The organism is Alteromonas sp. ABH4_457, from assembly GCF_056160625.1.
This window is the reverse complement of sequence record NZ_JBSWXN010000002.1, coordinates 353,935-373,072: the sequence shown is the minus strand read 5'-3', so window position 1 is coordinate 373,072 and position 19,138 is coordinate 353,935. Positions and strand designations below refer to the sequence as shown.

Genomic DNA, 19,138 nt, shown 5'->3' with positions numbered 1-19,138 from the left:
TCCTATTTTTTAATGTCGAGTGATGTGAATTATTGGGAAACCGGGTTATTCCGGCGCAGGGCGCCATCGGCAAAACTGACAACGTGGCCGTCACGTTTTGCCTGAGGGGAACCCGGATAAAAATCGGTGGAAATCATGTGCGCGCCACTGGTAAACGCCGCCATTTTTTGCGCTGTTTTTTCTTCATTGCTGGCACTAAAGTCAGCATCGGCACGGGTGCGAACCAGAAACCCCTCTGCCACACGCTGTTTAATTTCAGTGTGTTGCGTGATCGGGGCGTTGATGATCATGAAAGCGGCGCCATCATCGCTTGCTGGTAACGAGGCAAACATCACGCGACCTTTCAGTCCTGCATGGTTTTCCATGAAGCGCGCGTTTTGTTCAAAGTTGCCATCGAACACGAAGATAAATGTGCCGCGCAGGCTGTCAGCGTCGGGCCAGCCGCGTTCAAGCACAGCTTCGCGCAGAGAGCTGAAATCACCACGGATATCGTCAGGGGTGATAACGCGCTCTTTTAATACTGTGCGGATGACGTCATTCAATTGGTCATAAGTGGCGGTGGTGAACGGCGCAGGCGCAGGGCTATTTATAAAAGAAGGCTGGTTCTCTTTGGTGTTCATCAGTACCACGATAGGGAAGTGGTCAGCATGGGCCTCAGACCAGCGTTTTAACTTGTTCAGGCAAGCGGCAAAACCGGTGCAGTGAGATTGCACATCAACGTGAGGTATGTGCAGTACCTTAAAACCCGGTCGTGCCAGCTCGTGTTGAGCCTCATTACTTAGCCAGGTTTCGCCAAGGCGAGTGGCCAGTTCCGGTTTGTCATATTGATTGCCTGTGGGGTCATTCACCACGTCAATTTCCAACTGTCGGAGACCTGAATCCAGCTGTGCTTCAAGAGTGCCATGGCCGTAATTAATTTGTTTGGCAGCTCGCGGATTGTTTTTGGCCAAAAACTGATAAACCGACGCTGGTAAACCTTGCTTATAACTGTTGTGCGAGCCAATCCATTGATAGTCCGTCAGCGCATCTGCAAACGTGGGTTGCGTGGCCGCAATGGATAAAAGCAGGGTAGTTAAAAGTCGCATTGGTTTTCTCTCACAGGTCATGTGTGAGGAAGATGCGAAAAACAAAATTTCGGGGACAACAAAAACTTGCTAACCGATTAATATTCATAAAATTGTCACATTGCAGATGAAGTTTTTGTGACATTGGGTAATATTTGTCCCCGTTTTCTCAAAGTGTGCGTCTATGTGAATTGGGACGCAGTTTTTATGTGTTTTTAACTTTGGTTTATCAGCTTTCAGGACTAAAAATGGGAAGTGCATTGTTGATGAGATGGCTGGCTGGCACGGTTGCCATGTTGTTACTTTCTGGCTGCGACGTAGATGTGGCAAAAACGGAATCGCCGGAAACTAATTATCAGGAGAAAGAACAGGAAGTACAAATTGCCTTTCTTGCAGACATTCACTTGCATGATTTCTTCGCTGCAGCTAAAGATTTGGATGCATCTGAACTGCCACTGATAGCAAATACCCCGATCTCAGGTGACAGCTCGCAGGGAGCACAAACGCCGGTGTTGATGCGAAGCATGCAGGCACAGCTCAACAGTACCCGGCTGTTTAATGAAAACTACTTTGTTTTTCGCGCAGCACTGGATGAGATTGCTGCCAAAGGCATTAAGCTGGTGGCGTTACCCGGAGATTTTTCTGATGACGGCCAGCCCGCCAATGTGAAGGCGCTGGCTGACATTCTGGCTGAATACTCAGGCAAATACGGCATGCGCTTTTTTGCAATTACCGGCAACCACGACCCCGTGCGCCCCTTCTCCCGTGCCGGAGGAAAGAAAGACTTCCTGCATCGCAGCGGTAAAGAAGTGGCGGTGATGAGTCCTGATCACCCCGACTGCCTGAACAAATCGGCATGGCAATGCAGCAATGCACTGCGGGAATGGGGCTATGCTGACATCATGGAAACCCTCAAATCACAGGGCTTCAGCCCGTCATCGCAGGATGTGTTGTATGAAACACCCTTTGGGACAGCCGATGTCAGTAAGCGCGGCTGGCGCTGGTGCGACCCCAGCAACGGGAGTGAGGACAGCAATACGGGCGAGGCCAGCAACCCGACCGAAGAGAATGGGGAATCTTGTATTTTCATGCCGGATGCCAGCTATCTGGTTGAACCGGTAGAAGGCCTTTGGCTACTGGCTATCGACGCTAATGTATATACACCCAAAGGAAAGATTTCGTCGCTGGAATTTAATGGTTCAGGAAATGCGGGTTACAACGCGCTGGTGGACTACAAACCGGAACTTATTGACTGGATAGCGGGCGTAGTAAAGCGGGCGGAAGAGCAAAACAAGCGACTGATTGCGTTCAGCCATTTTCCTATGGCGGACTTCTACGATAATACACAAAAGCAACTGGCTGAGCTGTTCGGAGACTCCGGCATGCAACTAAAACGTATGCCGTCAGCACCGACAACGCAGATCCTGTCTGATCTCGGATTGCGGTTGCACATGGCAGGGCACATGCACCTGTACGACATTGCACAACCTGAAGACACCGGCGGGCTGGTGAATGTGCAGGTGCCGTCGCTGGCTGCCTATCAGCCCGGCTACAGCGTGGTTACCCTGAACAATGATGGCAGTGCTCAGGTTGATACCATCATTCAGCAGCAAGTCGACCAATTCGATACCTTGTTCCCTGTGTATGCTAAAGAGTGGCAATACCGCAAGAAGGCGGGGCTGATAAACTGGGATAAAACCATTCTGGATGCACCGGACTATCTGCGTTTTACCGACGCGCATTTAAAAGAAGTGGTGCGACAGCGCTATGTGGGTCGTGAATGGCCGCAGCCTCTGGCTACTTTCATTCAAAGTAAAACGGTTGGTGACGCACTGGAAACGCTGGTATGTGCCAATGTCAGTCGCGTTACAGATGAAGGACTGCTTACAATGCCCGCCATCACACTGGCTAATGATTATTACCGTATCAGGAATGCCGGTCAGTTTGCTGACCTTGGTGGACGGGAAGTCGTGTACGAGCGTCTTAGTGATGCCACGTTACATTGCGAGTTGCCAGAAGCCGCCCCTGTGCAATCGCAACAGGTGAGGCGCTTTGTAAAACTGCTCAGCGACGTGACGGTATCACGGGATGTCACGTCAATTACGGTGAAGGGCGTTTAACAGGGCGCTTATGCGCCCTGTTGTCAGCCTGTTATCGTATTGATCGCTTCTGCCAGCTTCTGCATGTGGGCAACCGGCGTGAAAATTTGCGGTGTCACGCGGATATTGCTGCCGCTGGATAAGTCATTTCTGACAACGGTAAAAATACCGAAATCTTCTTCCAGGCGTTTTTGTAACACCTGATTTTCTTCGGGACTGGTTTTGCCTTTTAAACGAAAGCCACCCATACCTGATGCATTATCTGAGCTGGCTGCGCCAAGTATTTCAACTTCAGGGTTTTCCCTCAGCGGTAGCGTCCAGCTTTCCCACAAATACCGCAACCGCGCTTCTTTATTTTTGCCGCCAATTTTGTGGTGAAATGTCAGTGCATCCGGCACGCTTAAGAAACTGGCGAAGTCAGACGTTGCAAGATGTACGCGGTTAGCCACGTCATTGTCGCCCGGGTCTTCGCCCGGAAAGGGCATTACTGGAGCTAAGGTTTGTTCCCGCATATACAGAGCGCCTACACCCACCGGTGAACCAATCCATTTGTGCAAATTGAAAATTGCCCAGTCGACACCAAGTTCATCCGGCGTGAAGTCGAGTAATCCCCAGGACTGAGCGGTATCACAGATAACATAGATGCCATGTTCCCGCGCGAGTTGTGCAATACGCTTAACCGGCATAACAAGGCCATGCTGATTGCTCACATGAGTAAGCAGCATCAGTTTTATACGTGGATTGCGCTCAAATGCTTTGCGATACACATCAATATAATCATCATCTGTACCGGAGGCCGGAAGTGATAACTCGTGACCTTTAACGTTTCTGCTGTCACTTAACCAGACCATCATGTCCTGGTAGGCGGGGTAATCGATATCTGCCCACAAGATTTCATCACCTGCCTTAAAATCATTGAACTGAGTGAGCAAATTCACAAATGATTCAGTGGCGTTGCGGGTCAGCATGATCTCATGAGCTTTAACTTTTAAAGCGTCAGCAACAGACTTCCGCGCGGTAAGAAAATCGGCTTTATATTGCTTACGCACGTACCAGGACATGGCATGATTGACCTTCTTCGTGTGGTCAAAGAAGGCCTGCTGAACAGGATTGGCCATTTTGCCCCAGTAGCCCTGTTCCAGATTGATGATGTCGTTTTGCACATCAAACTGACTGCGTACGGCTTGCCAAAAGTTCTCATCCCTGGCCACGGTTGAAGCTGAACCAACCGGACTTTCAAATTGCTGAGCAGATAAAGATAAAGCGGTAGATGATGCGGCAAATGCCGCTGAATATTTCAAAAACTGTCTTCTGGATGACATGTGTTCCCCGAACCTTGTTATTTTTAGTAATGTTATAGTGTTGCAATACCTACGCTATAACCTAGGAAAATAAAAGTCCTGGTTTTGAGACGGATGTGCTGAAAATTTAGCCGAAGATATGGTTTGCCGAAAATATGGATTGGGGAAAAGGTGAGAGAGAAGGGGCTTGTCAGCCCCTTGCTGGTTCCGGCACGAACATCGGGTAGCCGGTGCTCTGATGTTTAATATCAGCTAGGTGCCAAGCGCAAAGCTTGTTTTCTTTCTGCTGGCAACTAACACCATGAGTAGCCCCAGTAATGCGGTGCCTGCGCCAGCTAAGGCTACCGCTGGTAATCCAAGACCTGCACTTATAACGCCGCCACCTAAAGCTGCGCCAACCGCATTACCAAGATTAAACGCACCAATGTTCATGGCCGATGCCAGATTCGGCGCTTCGCTGGCCTCCTGAACCACCAATGATTGCAGCGGTGGAACCACAGCGAAGCTGGCAATGCCCCAAAGGAAAATCAGTGGCACAACGACAACGGAAGAAGACATGGTAACGGTAAAGATCACCAGCAGCAGAATCACCGCGATTAATGACACGATTAGCGTGCCGTATAAAGTGCGATCGGCATAGCGCCCGCCCAGCACATTCCCCACCGCAAGCCCCACGCCGTAAAGCACCAGCATAGCCGTGACAAAAGTCGTCGAAGCATGAGTTTCTTGCTGCAGAATTGGCACAATGTAAGTAAATACCGTGAACATAGAGCTGGCACCCACCACCGTTAACAGTAATGCTGCCAACACAGACCCTTTGCTTAACACGGCTAGTTCATTTCGAATGTTCGCTTTTTCCTGATTCACCAACGGAGGCAAGCTAAAGCGCAAGGCTATCATTGCCACCAAACCGATAGCCGCAATGCCCAGAAACGCATTTCGCCAGCCCAGCGTTGTGCCCAAAAAACTTGCCAGCGGCACACCGCCAACGGTTGCAATGGTAAGCCCTGAGAACATTGCAGCAACTGCCCCGGCACGTTGATTCGGCGGCACTAATTGGGTTGCGACGACAGCACCAACACCAAAAAATACGCCGTGATTGAACGAGGTGATAATGCGGCTAATCATCAATGCGCTGTAACTGTCGGCCAGCGCGCTCATTAAATTGCCCAGGGTAAAAATGCCCATGGACAAAACCAGCAGGCGACGGCGCGGCATATTGGCAAACAGTAAAGTCATGACCGGCGCACCCACCAATACCCCGAAAGCATATGCACTAATGAGAATACCCGCTGTAGGTATCGAAACGCCTAAGTCATCTGCTATCACAGGCAGCATTCCCATAGGTGAGAATTCCGTTACACCAATTCCAAAAGCACCAATGGCCAGCGCCATCAGTGGAAAGTTAATCTTCATGTTGAACCCAAGTTTATTTATGATGTTAGGGAATATAACGACATAGAGAATCCCCGAGTAGTGGGATGGCAAAGCTAATCTGTTTTGCATTGGATTCACAAATGAAGCAAGTTAAAGCTGATAAAACGACTGAAATGGAAACCTTTTTAACGGTGGCGAAATTCGGCAGTTTGAGTGGTGCAGCCAGAGAACTGGGCCTGACACCGTCGGCAGTAAGCCGGATGATGACCCGGATAGAAAAGCGTTTAGGTGTACGGCTGCTTGTCCGTTCTACCCGCAAACTTTACTTAACCAGTGAAGGGGAGTCTTATGCCCTGGCTGCCCGGCGGATCTTGAAAGATGTCGAAGAGACCGAGCGCGCTATTGCTGATCGCGCCAGTCCAAGCGGTTTAATTAAAGTGAGTACCGCAACGGCTTACAGTCGTCTAACCATGATTCCCTTGTACAGAGAGTTTTTAGAGCGCTATCCCAATATCAAAATAGAAGTCGAGGTGAGCGATAAAATCAGCAATGTGGCCGACGGACACATCGATGTCGCAATACGCTTTGGTCCTTTACCTGACAGCAATTTAACCGCCAGGCGCTTAGGTGAAACCGGCAGAACTGTGGTCGCATCACCCAATTATTTAGCACAGGCTGGCATTCCCGAAACCCCTGCCGACCTAAAACACTTTAACTGTCTGGATTTCAGTTTTCAGCGCATAGAGCCCGGCTGGCCTTTTCGTGAAAATGGTGAAGACTACATTCTGCCCATAGAAGGGAATATGACGTCGAACAATGGTGAAACGCTGGTTGAACTTACCATGGCTGATATTGGCATTACCCGGGTCGGCAACTTTCATATCGAACAGATGCTCGCATCGGGACAACTTGTTCCACTTCTAGAAGACTTCAATCCACAAGACAAAGAAGTCATCCATGCTGTGTTTATCGGCGGGCGACACATGCCCGCCAGAGTGAGGGTGTTTGTGGATTATCTGGTTGAGAAAATGGCTTCTAATTCCTGAGGATCATTTATCGCTTATATCACTCTGTCTGTGTTCACATGAACTGCAAATAAGGTTTTCTTTTGCAACGGACAGAGAGCGTTTTTGTTAGAATGGCAACCTCTATTGTCAGTGTGCGCTACGCAGGTTGCTCCGGGGTTGCTGATGGTTAACGCTATTTAAGTATTTAAGGTCTGTTGTGAAAAAAACCGGTATTTTTGTCGATGTACAAAACGTCTATTACACCACCCGCAGTGCGTTTAAGCGCAACTTCGACTACAACCGTTTCTGGGCTGAGGTGACTCACGACAGGGAAGTGATGACTGCCAATGCGTATGCCATCAATCGTAACGACGAAAAGCAGAAACAGTTTCAGAATATTCTCAGGGCTATTGGCTTTGAGGTGAAGCTTAAGCCGTTTATCCAACGCGCCGACGGCAGTGCCAAAGGCGATTGGGACGTGGGCTTAACGCTGGACATGATGGAAGCAGCGGAACATTGCGACGTACTTGTACTGGTATCCGGCGACGGTGATTTTGATTTGCTGGTTCAGCGTGCGCGGGAAAAGCACCAATGTGAAGTGGAGGTGTACGGTGTTGAAGCGCTGACTGCCGACAGTCTGAAACGTGCGGCTGACCGCTTTGTGCCGGTAATGGATAATCTGCTACTCTAAGCGCCTTTTTTTGTTCCCAGAATAACGACTACAAACCGGATTAGTTCATGCGCTTCAAACTCCCGTCATCAGCCAAAGCTGTGGCTTTATCATTACTCTCTGTTCTCTCCTTTTGTGTAACGTCTTTCCATGCGGTGGCAGAAACCGCAGCCTGGGCTCAGCCTGAAAAGGAACTGATGGTACCGGTAGAAGGCGGCAAAATTTATGTGCGCTTAAATGGCCTTGAACATAAAAACGCCACACCGGTGATATTTATTCACGGTGGTCCGGGTGGTACGCATAATGGCTTCGCCGGTATGACGGAGCTGGCCAACGACCGTATGGTGATCATGTACGATCAACTCGACAGTGGTAAATCAGAGCAGCCAAACGACCCGGCCAACTGGCGGGTAGAACGCTTCGTTAATGCTCTGGAAACTATCCGCAAAACGCTGGGGCTGAGCAAATGGCATGTTGTAGGCCATAGCTGGGGTTCGGCGCTGGCACTGGAATACTCAGCTAAATATCCGCAGCACACGGTGTCTACGGTTTTAGGAGGTACGTTTATTTCGACGCCACATTGGATCATGGATGCAAACCTGCTGGTAAAAGCCGCCCCGCAAGACGTACAAAAGACGCTGAAACAGTGTGAATCCGCGAAGCCGCCAGAAGGGGATGTTTGTCGTGAAGCTTATACCAAACTTTATTCTGCTTATTACACCCGGGGTATTGGCACCGAAGCGGCCAGAGTTTACTACGAGAACGTAGGCGGCAACGGCTTTAATCCGCTTATCTACAACAAGATGTGGGGACCGAGTGAGTTTTCATCTACCGGCGTGCTGAAAAGCTACGATGCCACCCATTTACTGGCAGACATTGACCCGATGAATACTTTGTTCATGATTGGCCAGTACGATTCAGCTCGTATCGATACCGTACAGGATTATCTGGCTCTGACACCGGGGGCAGAACTGGCCGTGGTACCCGGTGGCGCACACGGTTTCTATAACGACCGGCCACGCATTACGTTTGCATTGTTGAAAAGCTGGTTGGACAGAAAAGATCCTCAAGCTGCTAAGCCTGAATAACAACAAGTGCCCTCGCGGAAATCAGACCGGTGTATAAATTTCTACATCGCCTTTGCGCTGTTTTTCATTGCGCCCCGCTTTCTCCTGCCGCTTTGCTTTCTTAAGCGGTGGGCATAAATCATCGTTGTTGTAATAAACAATACACTCCAGACACTGCACGCACTCGTTGTAATTGATATCACCTTTAGGCGTGATGGCTTTGATGTCGCATTTGTGATGGCAGAGCGTACAGGGGTTGCCACAGGCCTTGCGACGGGTGAGCCATTCACCGGCGTGGAAGTAACCGAGCACCGCTAAACCAGCGCCCAACGGGCAGACATAGCGGCAGTAGAATTTATTGATCCAAAGTCCGGCGACCAGCAGGGCAACCGCATACAGCACAAATGGCCAGGTACGCACAAACTGGAGTGTAATAGCGGTTTTGAACGGTTCCACTTCTGAGGCAATTTCAGCTACCCTCACTGAGGCGAAAGAGGTGATTACCAGGCCAATCAGAATGGCGTACTTAACCCACCAGAGTTTACTGTGAGCGTCGAAAGGCACTTTCTTCTGACGGATGCGCAGCTTTTTCGCCACCCAGCCCACCATTTCCTGCAGTGCGCCAAACGGGCACAGCCAACCACAAAAAATACCGCGACCAACAATAAACAGACTGACGAATACGTAGCTCCAGAGGACGAACAAAATGGGGTCCATCAGGTACATATTGATGTCGAAACCATTGATCACACTTTGCAGGACTGGATAAATATTGACGATAGAAAGCTGTCCCTGCCAAAGCCAGCCAATGAAAATCAGTGTGTAGGTCAGGAAGCTCCAGCGAACCCAGCGGAATAGCTTCTCATTCGCCGATAATCGATGCTGAAAGATAAAAATCAACGTGACCAGCACCAGGCTTACCAGCAATACTGAAATATCGACGATGCGGTTTTCCCAGATGCGTACCCAGGGCGCTTTCGGCGCTTCCTCTACCGCGGCTTCGGCAAAATCAAACAGGTTTTCAGGCAGGCTGTAGTCGTCATGCAGGTGCAATTGATTGCGGATGAGGTGGTTGCGGGCAATATCAATGTTCAGATTCAGCGACATGGTATCGCCGGGGTTGAATCCGGACTGGGTGTTTACCACGAATACCTGTACATCGTCGCTCTCAGGCATGCCTGCGCTCAATTGCTGGTCGGCATAACTGTAGAAGTTTAAATCCCGCATGGGGAAGGGCAAATCATTCTGCGTCAGCGAAATGCGGTTGGCTACCGTGCCGGGTTTGAAGTCGTCTTCCAGGTAGCTGAAGAAACCTTCCGACATCACCAGGAATGCCTGCTCATTGGGTTTAAGAATACCCATTAAGCGTTGATACTCGCTGTCACCCAACAAATTACGCCCGATAGTCGGGGCGTTAAGGTAGGCGTAGTACACGTCGAAGTTATCGTAAGAAAGGTCAAAGGTATCGCCGGGGAATGTATCAAGCTCAATGTTAAAGCCATCGGCCATCGTTTGTTGGCTAATACGCCACTGACGTACCAGGCCTTCTTCTAATAACTGCTGCCATTTCTTTTCTTCAAACGTATCTTTTGGCGTGGCCAGCGGGGAGCTGGCGAACCCGGACAACAACTGACGTGCAACTTTAAGCGAAGACAACAAAATGGTGTCGTTAATGATGATCACCGATACCGTGGCTTTGGTTACCCCATCCACATGTACCGTAGAAGGATCATCAGGGTTGTTCTTTGCAGCGGAATCCACAATCACCCGCTGTCCCACATTCAGACCTTCATACTGGTTTATGAAATTAAGCATGGGTTCCGGGCCGAGCCCGTGCAGGAAAATGGGCTCGTGGTGATTAATTATCCGAATGCCTTTTACATTTCCGGCGGTGTCGATGCCAATTAGCAGGTTGATGCGGGTGCCGGAAAAGCCCGGCAGATTCACCAGGTCGTTACTGGCAAATACATAACCCAGCAATTCCTGTAACTGATAAACCGGTTGCACGGGGACACCGGTTTGCTTTTCGCCAATGAGCGTGGCTTTAGGAAAAATGGATTGAATAAGGGAATCATCGATACTGACTTCTTCAGCCAGAACAGCACATGCGCTAAAGCAGAGTGAAATAAAGAAGAAGGTTCTTAAAAAGGCAGTATGGATGAATCCTGTCATGAGGCGGGTCCTTAAAAAAAGAGCCGGCGTCAGGTCCATACCAGCTCTTTGAAGAAAAACTCGTAACAGGGTTGTGGGACCAAAGCCCTGCTACGATGCCCGCGTTACGAGCGAGGCAACTTGAAGGTCCAGACAGTGCCACCCTGGTTGATGTCTTTTACGCGTTTGGCAACTTCACCACCCCAAAGAGGTACTGCGCCGCCCCAGCCAGACAGGATACTCAGGTACTGCTCACCGTCCATTTCCCATGTAACAGGAGAGCCGACGATGCCTGAACCTGTATTGAACCGGTAAACTTCTTCACCTGTTTTGGCATCGAAGCCCATCAGGTAGCCTTCAGGTGTACCGGTAAAGACCAGATTACCCGCAGTGGCCAGAACACCGCCCCACAGAGGTGCGTTGTTTTTATATTCCCAGACGGTGTTACCGGTCTTAGGATCGATGGCTTTCAGTGAACCGATGTGATCTTCGTAAACAGATTTGATAGTGAAACCAGAACCCAGGTAAGCTGCACCTTTTTTATAGCTTACCGGCTCGTTCCAGATGTCCATGCCCCATTCGTTAGACGGAACGTAGAACAGACCGGTGTCCTGGCTATACGCCATAGGCATCCAGTTCTTACCACCCAGGAATGAAGGTACTGAGAATACCGTTTCACCTTTCTCACCGTTCTCGCTTTCAGCAGGGTTACCCGGGCGACCGCCCTCTTTGTAAATTGGCGCACCATCATCATTCAGGCCTTCAGCCCATGTGATACCGCTTACGAACGGGAAGCCACGGAGGAATTCGCCGTTTTCACGGTTTAGTACATAGAAGAAACCATTACGGTCAGCCGTTGCGGCCGCTTTGACGGTTTTACCTTTTTCTTTGTAGTCAAACGCAATCAATTCGTTTACGCCGTCGAAATCCCAGCCGTCATGTGGTGTGGTCTGGAAGTGCCAAACGATTTTTCCTGTGTCAGGATCGATAGCCAGACGTGAAGAAGAGTAAAGGTTGTCGCCGGGACGTAAGTGAGAGTTCCATGGTGCAGGGTTACCTGTACCCATGAAAATCAGATCCTGGTCAGGGTCGTAGGTGCCGCCAAGCCATGTTGCTGCACCACCGGTTTTCCACAGGTCGCCAGTCCAGGTTTTGTTTGCTTCACCACCGGTGATGCCGTTTTCTTCACCGTTCAGGTAACCCATGTGACCTTCAACAGTCGGACGGGTCCATACCAGTTCACCGGTTTTCGCATCGCGGGCTTCAACTTTACCTACGATACCGAATTCACCACCAGAGATACCTGTTACAACCATGCCTTTAACAATCATAGGCGCAGCAGTGAATGAGTAACCTGCTTTATAGTCACCCATTTTCTTACGCCATTTCACTTTACCGGTTTTCTGGTCAAGGGCGACCAGAATCGCATCCAGCGTACCGAAGATAACCAGGTCGTCATACAGTGCTGCACCACGGTTGATAACGTCACAGCAAGGCATGATGCCGTCTGGCAGACGGGCTTCGTATTGCCACAGCTCATCACCGGTTTTAACGTCAATGGCATAAATACGTGAATAAGAACCTGTTACGAACATCACGCCATCGTGTACCAGAGGCTGTGATTCCTGACCGCGCTGCTTCTCACCGCCTAGCGAGAACGCCCACACAGGGTGCATTTTCTTAACGTTTTTTGTATTCAGTGTGTCCAGCGGGCTGAAGCGCTGTCCGCGCGGGCCCATGCCATAACTTAAAACATCGCCGGTGGTTTTAGCGTCGTTAAGTATGTCTTTATCGGTAACGCCTGCCGCCTGAACACCGCCTAAGGTGCTAAGAGACAAGGCCAGACCGACAGCAGAGCTAATCAGGTGACGTGAAACTGTTCGACTTTTCATCAGGTTTCTCCAGTAGTTCAACAGGTGCTTTGGTGGTCTTTCCACCTTTTTACACAAGCGGCTCGTCTGAAAAACAGTTTTATTAGTTGGGAACGTTCTTCTTACGGCCTTGCATTATTGTTAATCCGTCCTCCGGACCCTAAGCATAGAACATCTTCGGACGACGACATGGTCAGTATTAGCTAATGTTTTTTTAACAACCATTAAACCTTGGATTATCATTTTTACTCCCTTGGTAGTAGTACCCTGAAAAACGGGTCAAAAAGGGAGGGTGAGAAGCACAGGTAAATAACCTCAGGTCAATAGAATATGTGGTCTGCATAACAAATCGTGATGATCGCGGAACAGTGTGTTTGGGGATGAATCAGTACTGAAAAAGACGGGGAATATCTAATATAAAAATGGGAAGCGTGTTGATGCCGGGACCACGCTCCCCGTTATCCCGGTTATTCTCCGGCGTATAATCCGGGTACCGTGTAGGTAATTTTGTAGTCGTCAAAAATGGCCTTCATACGACCGTCTTCGATCATAGGGACGGTGATGTCTTCAATAGAATAAGCCAACTGCCGGTAATCCGTTTTCACCGCCATACCAATATCCCAGGCTTTAATGCTCATTGCTGCAAGACCGGTAGCATTGATAGTAAAAGTATCAGTGGCTGGCTGTGCCCACTCCAGCTGAGATTGCATGCCCGCGACTGCGGCGACTTCCCCTTTTTTGAACAGGTCTATGCCATCGAAGGTGGTTGTTGTGTGTACCATGTTCTTGCGCAAACGGCCGCCAATGGTCGAACCTAAAAAGGTGTCGGGAAGTGAGTCGATTTCCACGGCAATTTTCTCGTACTGGAAAATCGCCAGTGTGTCGATGCCATTAGTTTTTTCAGTGTTCTTCAGAAGGGCCCATTTTTCACGGTGATAAGGGCCGAACATCACCACCATTTCATTACGGGGCAGACCGTATCCGTCAATGCCGTAACTGAATTTACGGTCGTAAGGAACACGCAACATCAAATCCGCTTTCTGGCGGGTAATGATATGGCCTTTCCATACTGCCTGTCGTAAATCATCTTCCAGATTTTCATCGGCATTAATCCACATCCAGCGTGGCTCAACACCTAATCCTGCAGCGATGGCTTTTCCTACTTCAATGTCGACACCGGCAGGAGATTCATCGTCCAGAAAAGAATAAGGGGGGAAATTATTGTAGACCGCAATGGTGATATAGCCTGACTCAATAATATCGTCATAGCTTCGGGCCTGAACAGAAAAAGCGCTGCCTGCCATAAAGGCAGCCAGCGCAAGGCCCGTTATCCAGCAACGTAATAAGCGAGCCATAGCTGTTACTCGGGGGTGCCGCGAGTTTCGATGTAAGATTTGATTGCCCACATTGCTTCCTGACTAAGGATGCCTTCGAATGGCGGCATGTAAACACGGCCGTCGATAACTGCACCGTTACGGATACGCATCATGAACCAGTCGTCAGCTTCTTCCGGACTAAAAAATTCGTTTTCGTCATTCAGTTTACGCAGATCCGGAGTGATACCGCCAGAAATAACTTCCAGGCCGTGGCAGCGGGCGCAGTTCTGGTTGTAGGCAGAGTCACCAATTTTAATTGCCAGCTCATTACCAGTGTAAGGGTTTGTGGCTTTCCATTCCTCGCCCAGTTGAGGTAACGCGCTGGTGTCCACTGCCTGTGGTGTAACATCGCCATGAGCAAGGGCCTGCGCTGAAGATACAGCGATAACCGCTGCCAGCGTACTACGCAATATGGTTGAGAAATTTTTCATTTATACATCTCCAAAAGTTGTCAGATAGTGTCAATGCTGGTTAGAGTTGGCGGACAACTTGAGTAGGTTTTGTTGTGTTTGCGACATAACCAGACACGTTTTAAAAGGTAGGTGATATGCCGGATTCGTCCAATTGTACTAAGGTAGTAAACCTTTCATCCTTTGTGCTCATTCATAATGGACGGGTCATCAACTAGTATTTAGTTCACCTTCGCAAAAGGAGTACCGGTATGTTCGCCCCACTAATAACGATAATGGCGACACCAGGCCTGGCAATACCGCTGAAAGCTGCATCAAGTTATGTGATGCGGTTGCTGGCTATGCCGTGTCTGCTAAGCCTGCTGGTGCCCGTCACACAATCCTTTGCTGACGAATTACCGGTAAATATAGCCTATGTAAAACAAACCGGACTGACGTCTTCTGCTTTACTAGCGCTGTTTAAAACTCCTGCGAACAATGGTGTTGCCGGCGCTTTGCTGGGGACGGATGATTCCAATACCACCGGTCGCTTTCTTAAACATCACTACGCGCTGACGGTACTGGAAGATGCCAGCGGGGAAGCCCTTACCGGCAAAGTACAGGCGTGGCTGACAGCCAATAACGGGCCTCTGATCCTGGATGTGCCCGACAGTACCTTGCAGGCAATTCTGGCCCTGCCCGGTGCGGACGCCGGGCTGATGCTTAATGCAACAAACAAATCTGACAATTGGCGGCTAAATCAATGCCGGGCCGGTTTACTGCACACTTCCCCGAGTTACGCCATGCTGGGCGATGCGCTGGGTCAGTTTCTGATGGCAAAACGCTGGCGGGAATGGTTTTTAGTTTCTGGCAGCGGTGAAGGCGATACAGCCATGGCGCAGGCCTTTGAACGGGCATCAAAGCGCTTTGGCACCAAAATTACCGGGCGTAAAACCTGGACCTTCGACACGGATTTACGCCGTACTTCCCAGCAGGAAGTGCCCGCCCTGACGCAGGGGGAAGATTATGACGTGGTGCTGGTGGCAGATACACAAAACCTGTTTGGTTTTTATTTGCCCTATAACACCTGGTTGCCCCGTCCGGTAGCCGGTACCCACGGACTCAAAGCCGCTTCCTGGCATCGCAGTATTGAGCAGTGGGGAGCTATCCAATTGCAAAACCGCTTTTTTGAGGCGAATCAGCGCCCTATGAATGACGACGACTTTAACGCCTGGCTTGCTGTCAGAGCCGTTGCTGAAGCGGTCACCCGAACAAAATCGAATAACTCTGCTACGCTTTATCAATACCTTATGAGCGATAACTTCGAGCTGGCAGCGTTCAAAGGACGCAAACTGACCTTCCGCCAGTGGAACGGACAACTGCGTCAGCCCATCCCGTTAGTGCAGCCGGAATCTCTGGTTTCCCAATCTCCTCAGGAAGGTTTTCTTCATCCCGTGACGGATTTAGATACGCTGGGGTATGACAAGCCGGAAGTTCGTTGTTCCATGGTCAAGGAGTAAGTATGAAGTCGTTGGTTCTCCCCGCAATGATGCTGTTCGCCACCCCTGCTTTGGCGGGAGTTGCTTATGTGTCGAACGAAAAAGATGACACATTGACCCTCATTGATACCGGTTCACTGGAAGTAATTGAAACCATCGAAGTGGGTATGCGGCCAAGGGGGATTATTTTCAGCAATGACTACAAATATCTGTATATCTGCGCCAGCGATTCCGACGCAGTGCAGGTATTGGATGTGAGTACCAACAGGATCATCCATAACCTGCCTTCCGGCGAAGATCCCGAGCAGTTCGCGCTGCATCCTAATAACCATCATCTGTATATCGCCAATGAAGACGATGCCGTAGTCACCGTTGTTGATACGGAAAAACGGGATGTGATTGCACAAATTGACGTGGGTGTAGAGCCTGAAGGCATGGCCGCCAGTCCCGATGGTAAATGGGTTATTAATACTTCTGAAACCACTAATATGCTGCACTGGATTGACGCCTCAAATCAGCAACTGGTAGACAACACACTGGTCGATCAGCGTCCCCGCCACGTGGAGTTTACCAAAGACGGCAAAACTGTCTGGGCTTCTTCAGAAATTGGCGGAACCGTTTCCATTGTTGATGTGGACAGTAAAGCGATTACGCAGGTGATTAATTTCAAAATTCCGGGTGTACACAGGGATAAAATTCAGCCTGTGGGCGTGAAACTGACTGATAACGGTAAATATGCGTTTGTAGCACTGGGTCCGGCGAATCACGTAGCGGTGGTCGATGCGAAAACCTATGAAGTGCTGGATTATCTGCTGGTGGGACGTCGCGTATGGCAACTGGCCTTCGCCAACGATCAGTCTTTGCTGTTTACCACCAATGGTGTGAGTGGCGATGTATCAGTCATCGATACAGATAAATTAAAAGTAATCAAAACCCTGAAAGTGGGACGTTATCCCTGGGGCGTGGCGGTGAAGCCATGAGTTTAGCGTTATCTGTCGCTGGCTTGCAGTTCGGTTATCAGCAAAAGGCAGTACTGCACAATGTGAACCTGAACCTGGAACAGGGCCGTTTCTACGCGTTACTGGGGCCGAATGGCGCGGGTAAAAGTACGCTGTTTAACCTGCTTTGTCAGTTGCTGCAAAGTGCGGAAGGTGACATTTTTGTCGGCGGTTATGATACAGCCAAAGCCCCGCGCAAGGCGTTAGCGGCATTGGGTATCGTGTTTCAGCAAAGCACGCTGGACTTAGATTTAACCGTTTACCAGAACCTGAATTACCACGCTGGCTTGCACGGCATGTCTGCCTCTGCAACGAAAGACGCCATAGCGCGGGAACTGGCCAGATTTGATTTGACCGGGCGGCAGCATGAGAAAGTGCGCTCATTAAACGGTGGCCACCGCCGCAGAGTAGAAATTGCCCGCGCGTTGCTGCATGAACCCGCCATTTTATTGCTCGACGAGGCCAGTGTGGGGTTGGATATGCCCACCAGAGACAGCATAAACCGCCATATTCGCGACCTGTGCTCTGAGAAGGGCATTACGGTGTTGTCATCTACCCATCTGGTGGATGAAGTCTTGCCTGAAGATAATCTTATCCTGTTACATCAGGGGAGCATTTTACTGGATATGCCCTGTCAGACTGCACTCACTGAATATCAGGCCGGTGACGTAAAAGCCCTGTACCGGCAACTGACTACACAGGATGACGCAGCATGAAGTACTGGATGGCATTCAAAGGCATTGTGGTGCGGGAGATGTGGCGTTTCTGGCATCAGAAGGCGCGGCTGGTCAGTGCCCTTGTGAGGCCGTTATTGTGGCTGATTGTTTTTGCCGCCGGTTTCAGAGCTGCACTGGGTATCGCTATTATCCCGCCATATGACACCTACATTACTTATGACGTGTACATTATGCCGGGTCTGGCGGGCATTATTTTGTTGTTCAACGGCATGCAAAGCTCACTGTCCATGGTGTACGACCGTGAAATGGGAAGTATGAAAGTGCTGCTCACCAGCCCGCTTCCCCGCCCGTTTTTACTGATAAGTAAGCTCATTGCCGGCGCTATTATTTCGTTACTGCAGGCCTATGCCTTCTTTTTGCTGGCGTATCTGCTGGGTATCGAAGTACCGGTTATGGGCTACATATACGCAGCACCGGCATTGCTGGTTGGTGCATTAATGCTTGGCGCTTTGGGGCTTTTGCTGTCATCTTTCATCAAACAACTGGAGAACTTCGCCGGTGTAATGAATTTCGTGGTGTTTCCCATGTTTTTTCTTTCATCTGCGCTGTATCCGTTGTGGAAACTGAAAGAGTCGAACGAGTGGTTATACTGGATTTCGCAATATAATCCTTTTACCCATGCAGTAGAACTAATTCGCTTTGCGTTACATGAGAGCTGGAATCCCACCGCAGGTTGGGTCACCTTTGCAACTACCGTCGTATTCTGCGGGATTGCAATTTGGGGCTACGATCCTAAACGTGGAATGCAACAAAAGAAGAAGCCGGGTAAATAACCCGAGCATAGTGCTCGACAGGCCTGTGCGGAATTTACTACTATCAGTCATGAATTAACAAAAGGTTTACAATTATGGTAGAAATCCTGGTTGCAGATGATCATCCACTGTTTCGCTATGCCATTACCGACTTTGTCGAGCGGAATATAGCAGAAACAAAAACCATTACCTGTACAGACCTTGATGCTGCAATTGAAGTGGCTGAAGAGAATCCTGATATTGATTTGGTGCTGTTAGACCTGAACATGCCGGGTATGGACGGCCTGAACGGCATTGTACGGTTTCGTAATCAATTTCCCGAAATCCCTATTGTGATTGTCTCTGCGGAAGAAGATAAAAATGTGGTGCTGCAAGCATTTACATATGGGGCAGTGGGTTTTATCACCAAGTCATCCAGCTGTGAACAGATTGTCGCTGCGTTAGAGCAGGTGCTTTCCGGCCAGGTTTATCTGCCACCGGATATTATCCGTAAAAGTGGTACCGGCAAGCCGAAAGATGAGAACAGCGCGCAGCAAATTGACCCTAAATTAATTGCAGCACTGACTCGCAGACAACTGCTGGTGTTTGAGTGTATTGCGAAAGGCAAATCGAACAAGCAAATCGCCTACGAGCTGAATATTGCGGAGACCACCGTTAAAGCCCATGTGTCGGCCATCTTAAATAAGCTGAATGTACATAACCGGATTCAGGCTGCATTGTGTGCGGCGAGTATCGACTTCAATCACTATCTGATGCGTTGAAAAAACAGAATAGAATTTA

At 49.6% G+C, this 19,138-nt stretch carries 16 protein-coding genes; 9 read left to right on the top strand and 7 right to left on the bottom strand.

Going from position 1 to position 19,138, the window contains the following annotated elements; all coding sequences use genetic code 11:
• Positions 1-29: 29 nt before the first annotated feature.
• Positions 30-1,085, bottom strand: coding sequence for a Ca2+-dependent phosphoinositide-specific phospholipase C (locus ACXAGR_RS04815; RefSeq protein ID WP_474848436.1), 1,056 nt, complete (start codon positions 1,083-1,085; stop codon positions 30-32).
• Positions 1,086-1,312: 227 nt separating this feature from the next.
• Between ACXAGR_RS04815 and ACXAGR_RS04810 the strand changes: the two genes are divergently transcribed.
• On the top strand, positions 1,313-3,184 hold the full coding sequence (locus ACXAGR_RS04810; protein ID WP_474848433.1) for a metallophosphoesterase family protein: 1,872 nt from the start codon (positions 1,313-1,315) through the stop codon (positions 3,182-3,184).
• Positions 3,185-3,207: 23 nt separating this feature from the next.
• On the opposite strand, the gene ACXAGR_RS04805 is transcribed toward ACXAGR_RS04810, so the two are convergent.
• Both ACXAGR_RS04805 and ACXAGR_RS04800 read right to left on the bottom strand, forming a co-directional pair.
• A complete protein-coding gene (locus ACXAGR_RS04805) occupies positions 3,208-4,485 on the bottom strand; it encodes an aminotransferase class V-fold PLP-dependent enzyme (protein ID WP_474848432.1) in 1,278 nt (425 codons plus the stop codon).
• Positions 4,486-4,716: 231 nt separating this feature from the next.
• Positions 4,717-5,880, bottom strand: coding sequence for an MFS transporter (locus ACXAGR_RS04800; RefSeq protein ID WP_474848430.1), 1,164 nt, complete (start codon positions 5,878-5,880; stop codon positions 4,717-4,719).
• 101 nt (positions 5,881-5,981) lie between these two features.
• On the opposite strand from ACXAGR_RS04800, the gene ACXAGR_RS04795 reads away from it, so the two are divergent.
• From ACXAGR_RS04795 to ACXAGR_RS04785, 3 genes are all read left to right on the top strand, one after another.
• A complete protein-coding gene (locus ACXAGR_RS04795; RefSeq protein ID WP_474848428.1) occupies positions 5,982-6,887 on the top strand; it encodes a LysR family transcriptional regulator in 906 nt (301 codons plus the stop codon).
• Positions 6,888-7,065: 178 nt separating this feature from the next.
• Positions 7,066-7,539: an NYN domain-containing protein gene (locus tag ACXAGR_RS04790; protein ID WP_474848426.1), complete on the top strand. Its 474-nt coding sequence runs from the start codon at positions 7,066-7,068 to the stop codon at positions 7,537-7,539.
• 47 nt (positions 7,540-7,586) lie between these two features.
• Complete coding sequence (locus tag ACXAGR_RS04785; RefSeq protein ID WP_474848424.1) at positions 7,587-8,606, top strand: proline iminopeptidase-family hydrolase; 1,020 nt, start codon at positions 7,587-7,589, stop codon at positions 8,604-8,606.
• A 21-nt stretch (positions 8,607-8,627) separates the two neighbouring features.
• Here the strand turns inward: ACXAGR_RS04785 and ACXAGR_RS04780 are convergent, their stop codons facing one another.
• The 4 genes from ACXAGR_RS04780 to pedF form a co-directional block, all read right to left on the bottom strand.
• The gene (locus tag ACXAGR_RS04780; protein ID WP_474848422.1) at positions 8,628-10,757 is read right to left on the bottom strand and encodes a 4Fe-4S binding protein; all 2,130 of its coding nucleotides are present in this window, start codon (positions 10,755-10,757) and stop codon (positions 8,628-8,630) included.
• A gap of 104 nt (positions 10,758-10,861) precedes the next feature.
• Positions 10,862-12,628 carry a methanol/ethanol family PQQ-dependent dehydrogenase gene (locus ACXAGR_RS04775; protein WP_474848420.1) on the bottom strand — a complete coding sequence of 589 codons (1,767 nt, stop codon included), beginning with the start codon at positions 12,626-12,628 and terminating at the stop codon, positions 10,862-10,864.
• 446 nt (positions 12,629-13,074) lie between these two features.
• Entirely contained in the window at positions 13,075-13,962 is an 888-nt protein-coding gene (locus tag ACXAGR_RS04770; protein WP_474848418.1) for a substrate-binding periplasmic protein, read from the bottom strand.
• Between the two features lie 5 nt (positions 13,963-13,967).
• A complete protein-coding gene (gene pedF / locus ACXAGR_RS04765) occupies positions 13,968-14,414 on the bottom strand; it encodes a cytochrome c-550 PedF (RefSeq protein ID WP_303572225.1) in 447 nt (148 codons plus the stop codon).
• A 230-nt stretch (positions 14,415-14,644) separates the two neighbouring features.
• Here pedF and ACXAGR_RS04760 point away from each other — a divergent pair, with 230 nt between their 5' ends.
• The 5 genes from ACXAGR_RS04760 (at position 14,645) to ACXAGR_RS04740 (ending at position 19,119) form a co-directional block, all read left to right on the top strand.
• A complete protein-coding gene (locus ACXAGR_RS04760; RefSeq protein WP_474848416.1) occupies positions 14,645-15,892 on the top strand; it encodes an ABC transporter substrate-binding protein in 1,248 nt (415 codons plus the stop codon).
• A gap of 2 nt (positions 15,893-15,894) precedes the next feature.
• A complete protein-coding gene (locus ACXAGR_RS04755; protein ID WP_474841808.1) occupies positions 15,895-16,851 on the top strand; it encodes a YVTN family beta-propeller repeat protein in 957 nt (318 codons plus the stop codon).
• Positions 16,848-17,585, top strand: coding sequence for an ATP-binding cassette domain-containing protein (locus ACXAGR_RS04750; RefSeq protein WP_474841806.1), 738 nt, complete (start codon positions 16,848-16,850; stop codon positions 17,583-17,585). The genes ACXAGR_RS04755 and ACXAGR_RS04750 overlap by 4 nt, the downstream gene beginning before the upstream one ends.
• On the top strand, positions 17,582-18,379 hold the full coding sequence (locus ACXAGR_RS04745; RefSeq protein ID WP_474848414.1) for an ABC transporter permease: 798 nt from the start codon (positions 17,582-17,584) through the stop codon (positions 18,377-18,379). Before ACXAGR_RS04750 ends, ACXAGR_RS04745 begins: the two co-directional genes overlap by 4 nt.
• A gap of 74 nt (positions 18,380-18,453) precedes the next feature.
• Entirely contained in the window at positions 18,454-19,119 is a 666-nt protein-coding gene (locus ACXAGR_RS04740; RefSeq protein ID WP_119502941.1) for a response regulator, read from the top strand.
• The last annotated feature ends 19 nt before the right edge of the window (positions 19,120-19,138 follow it).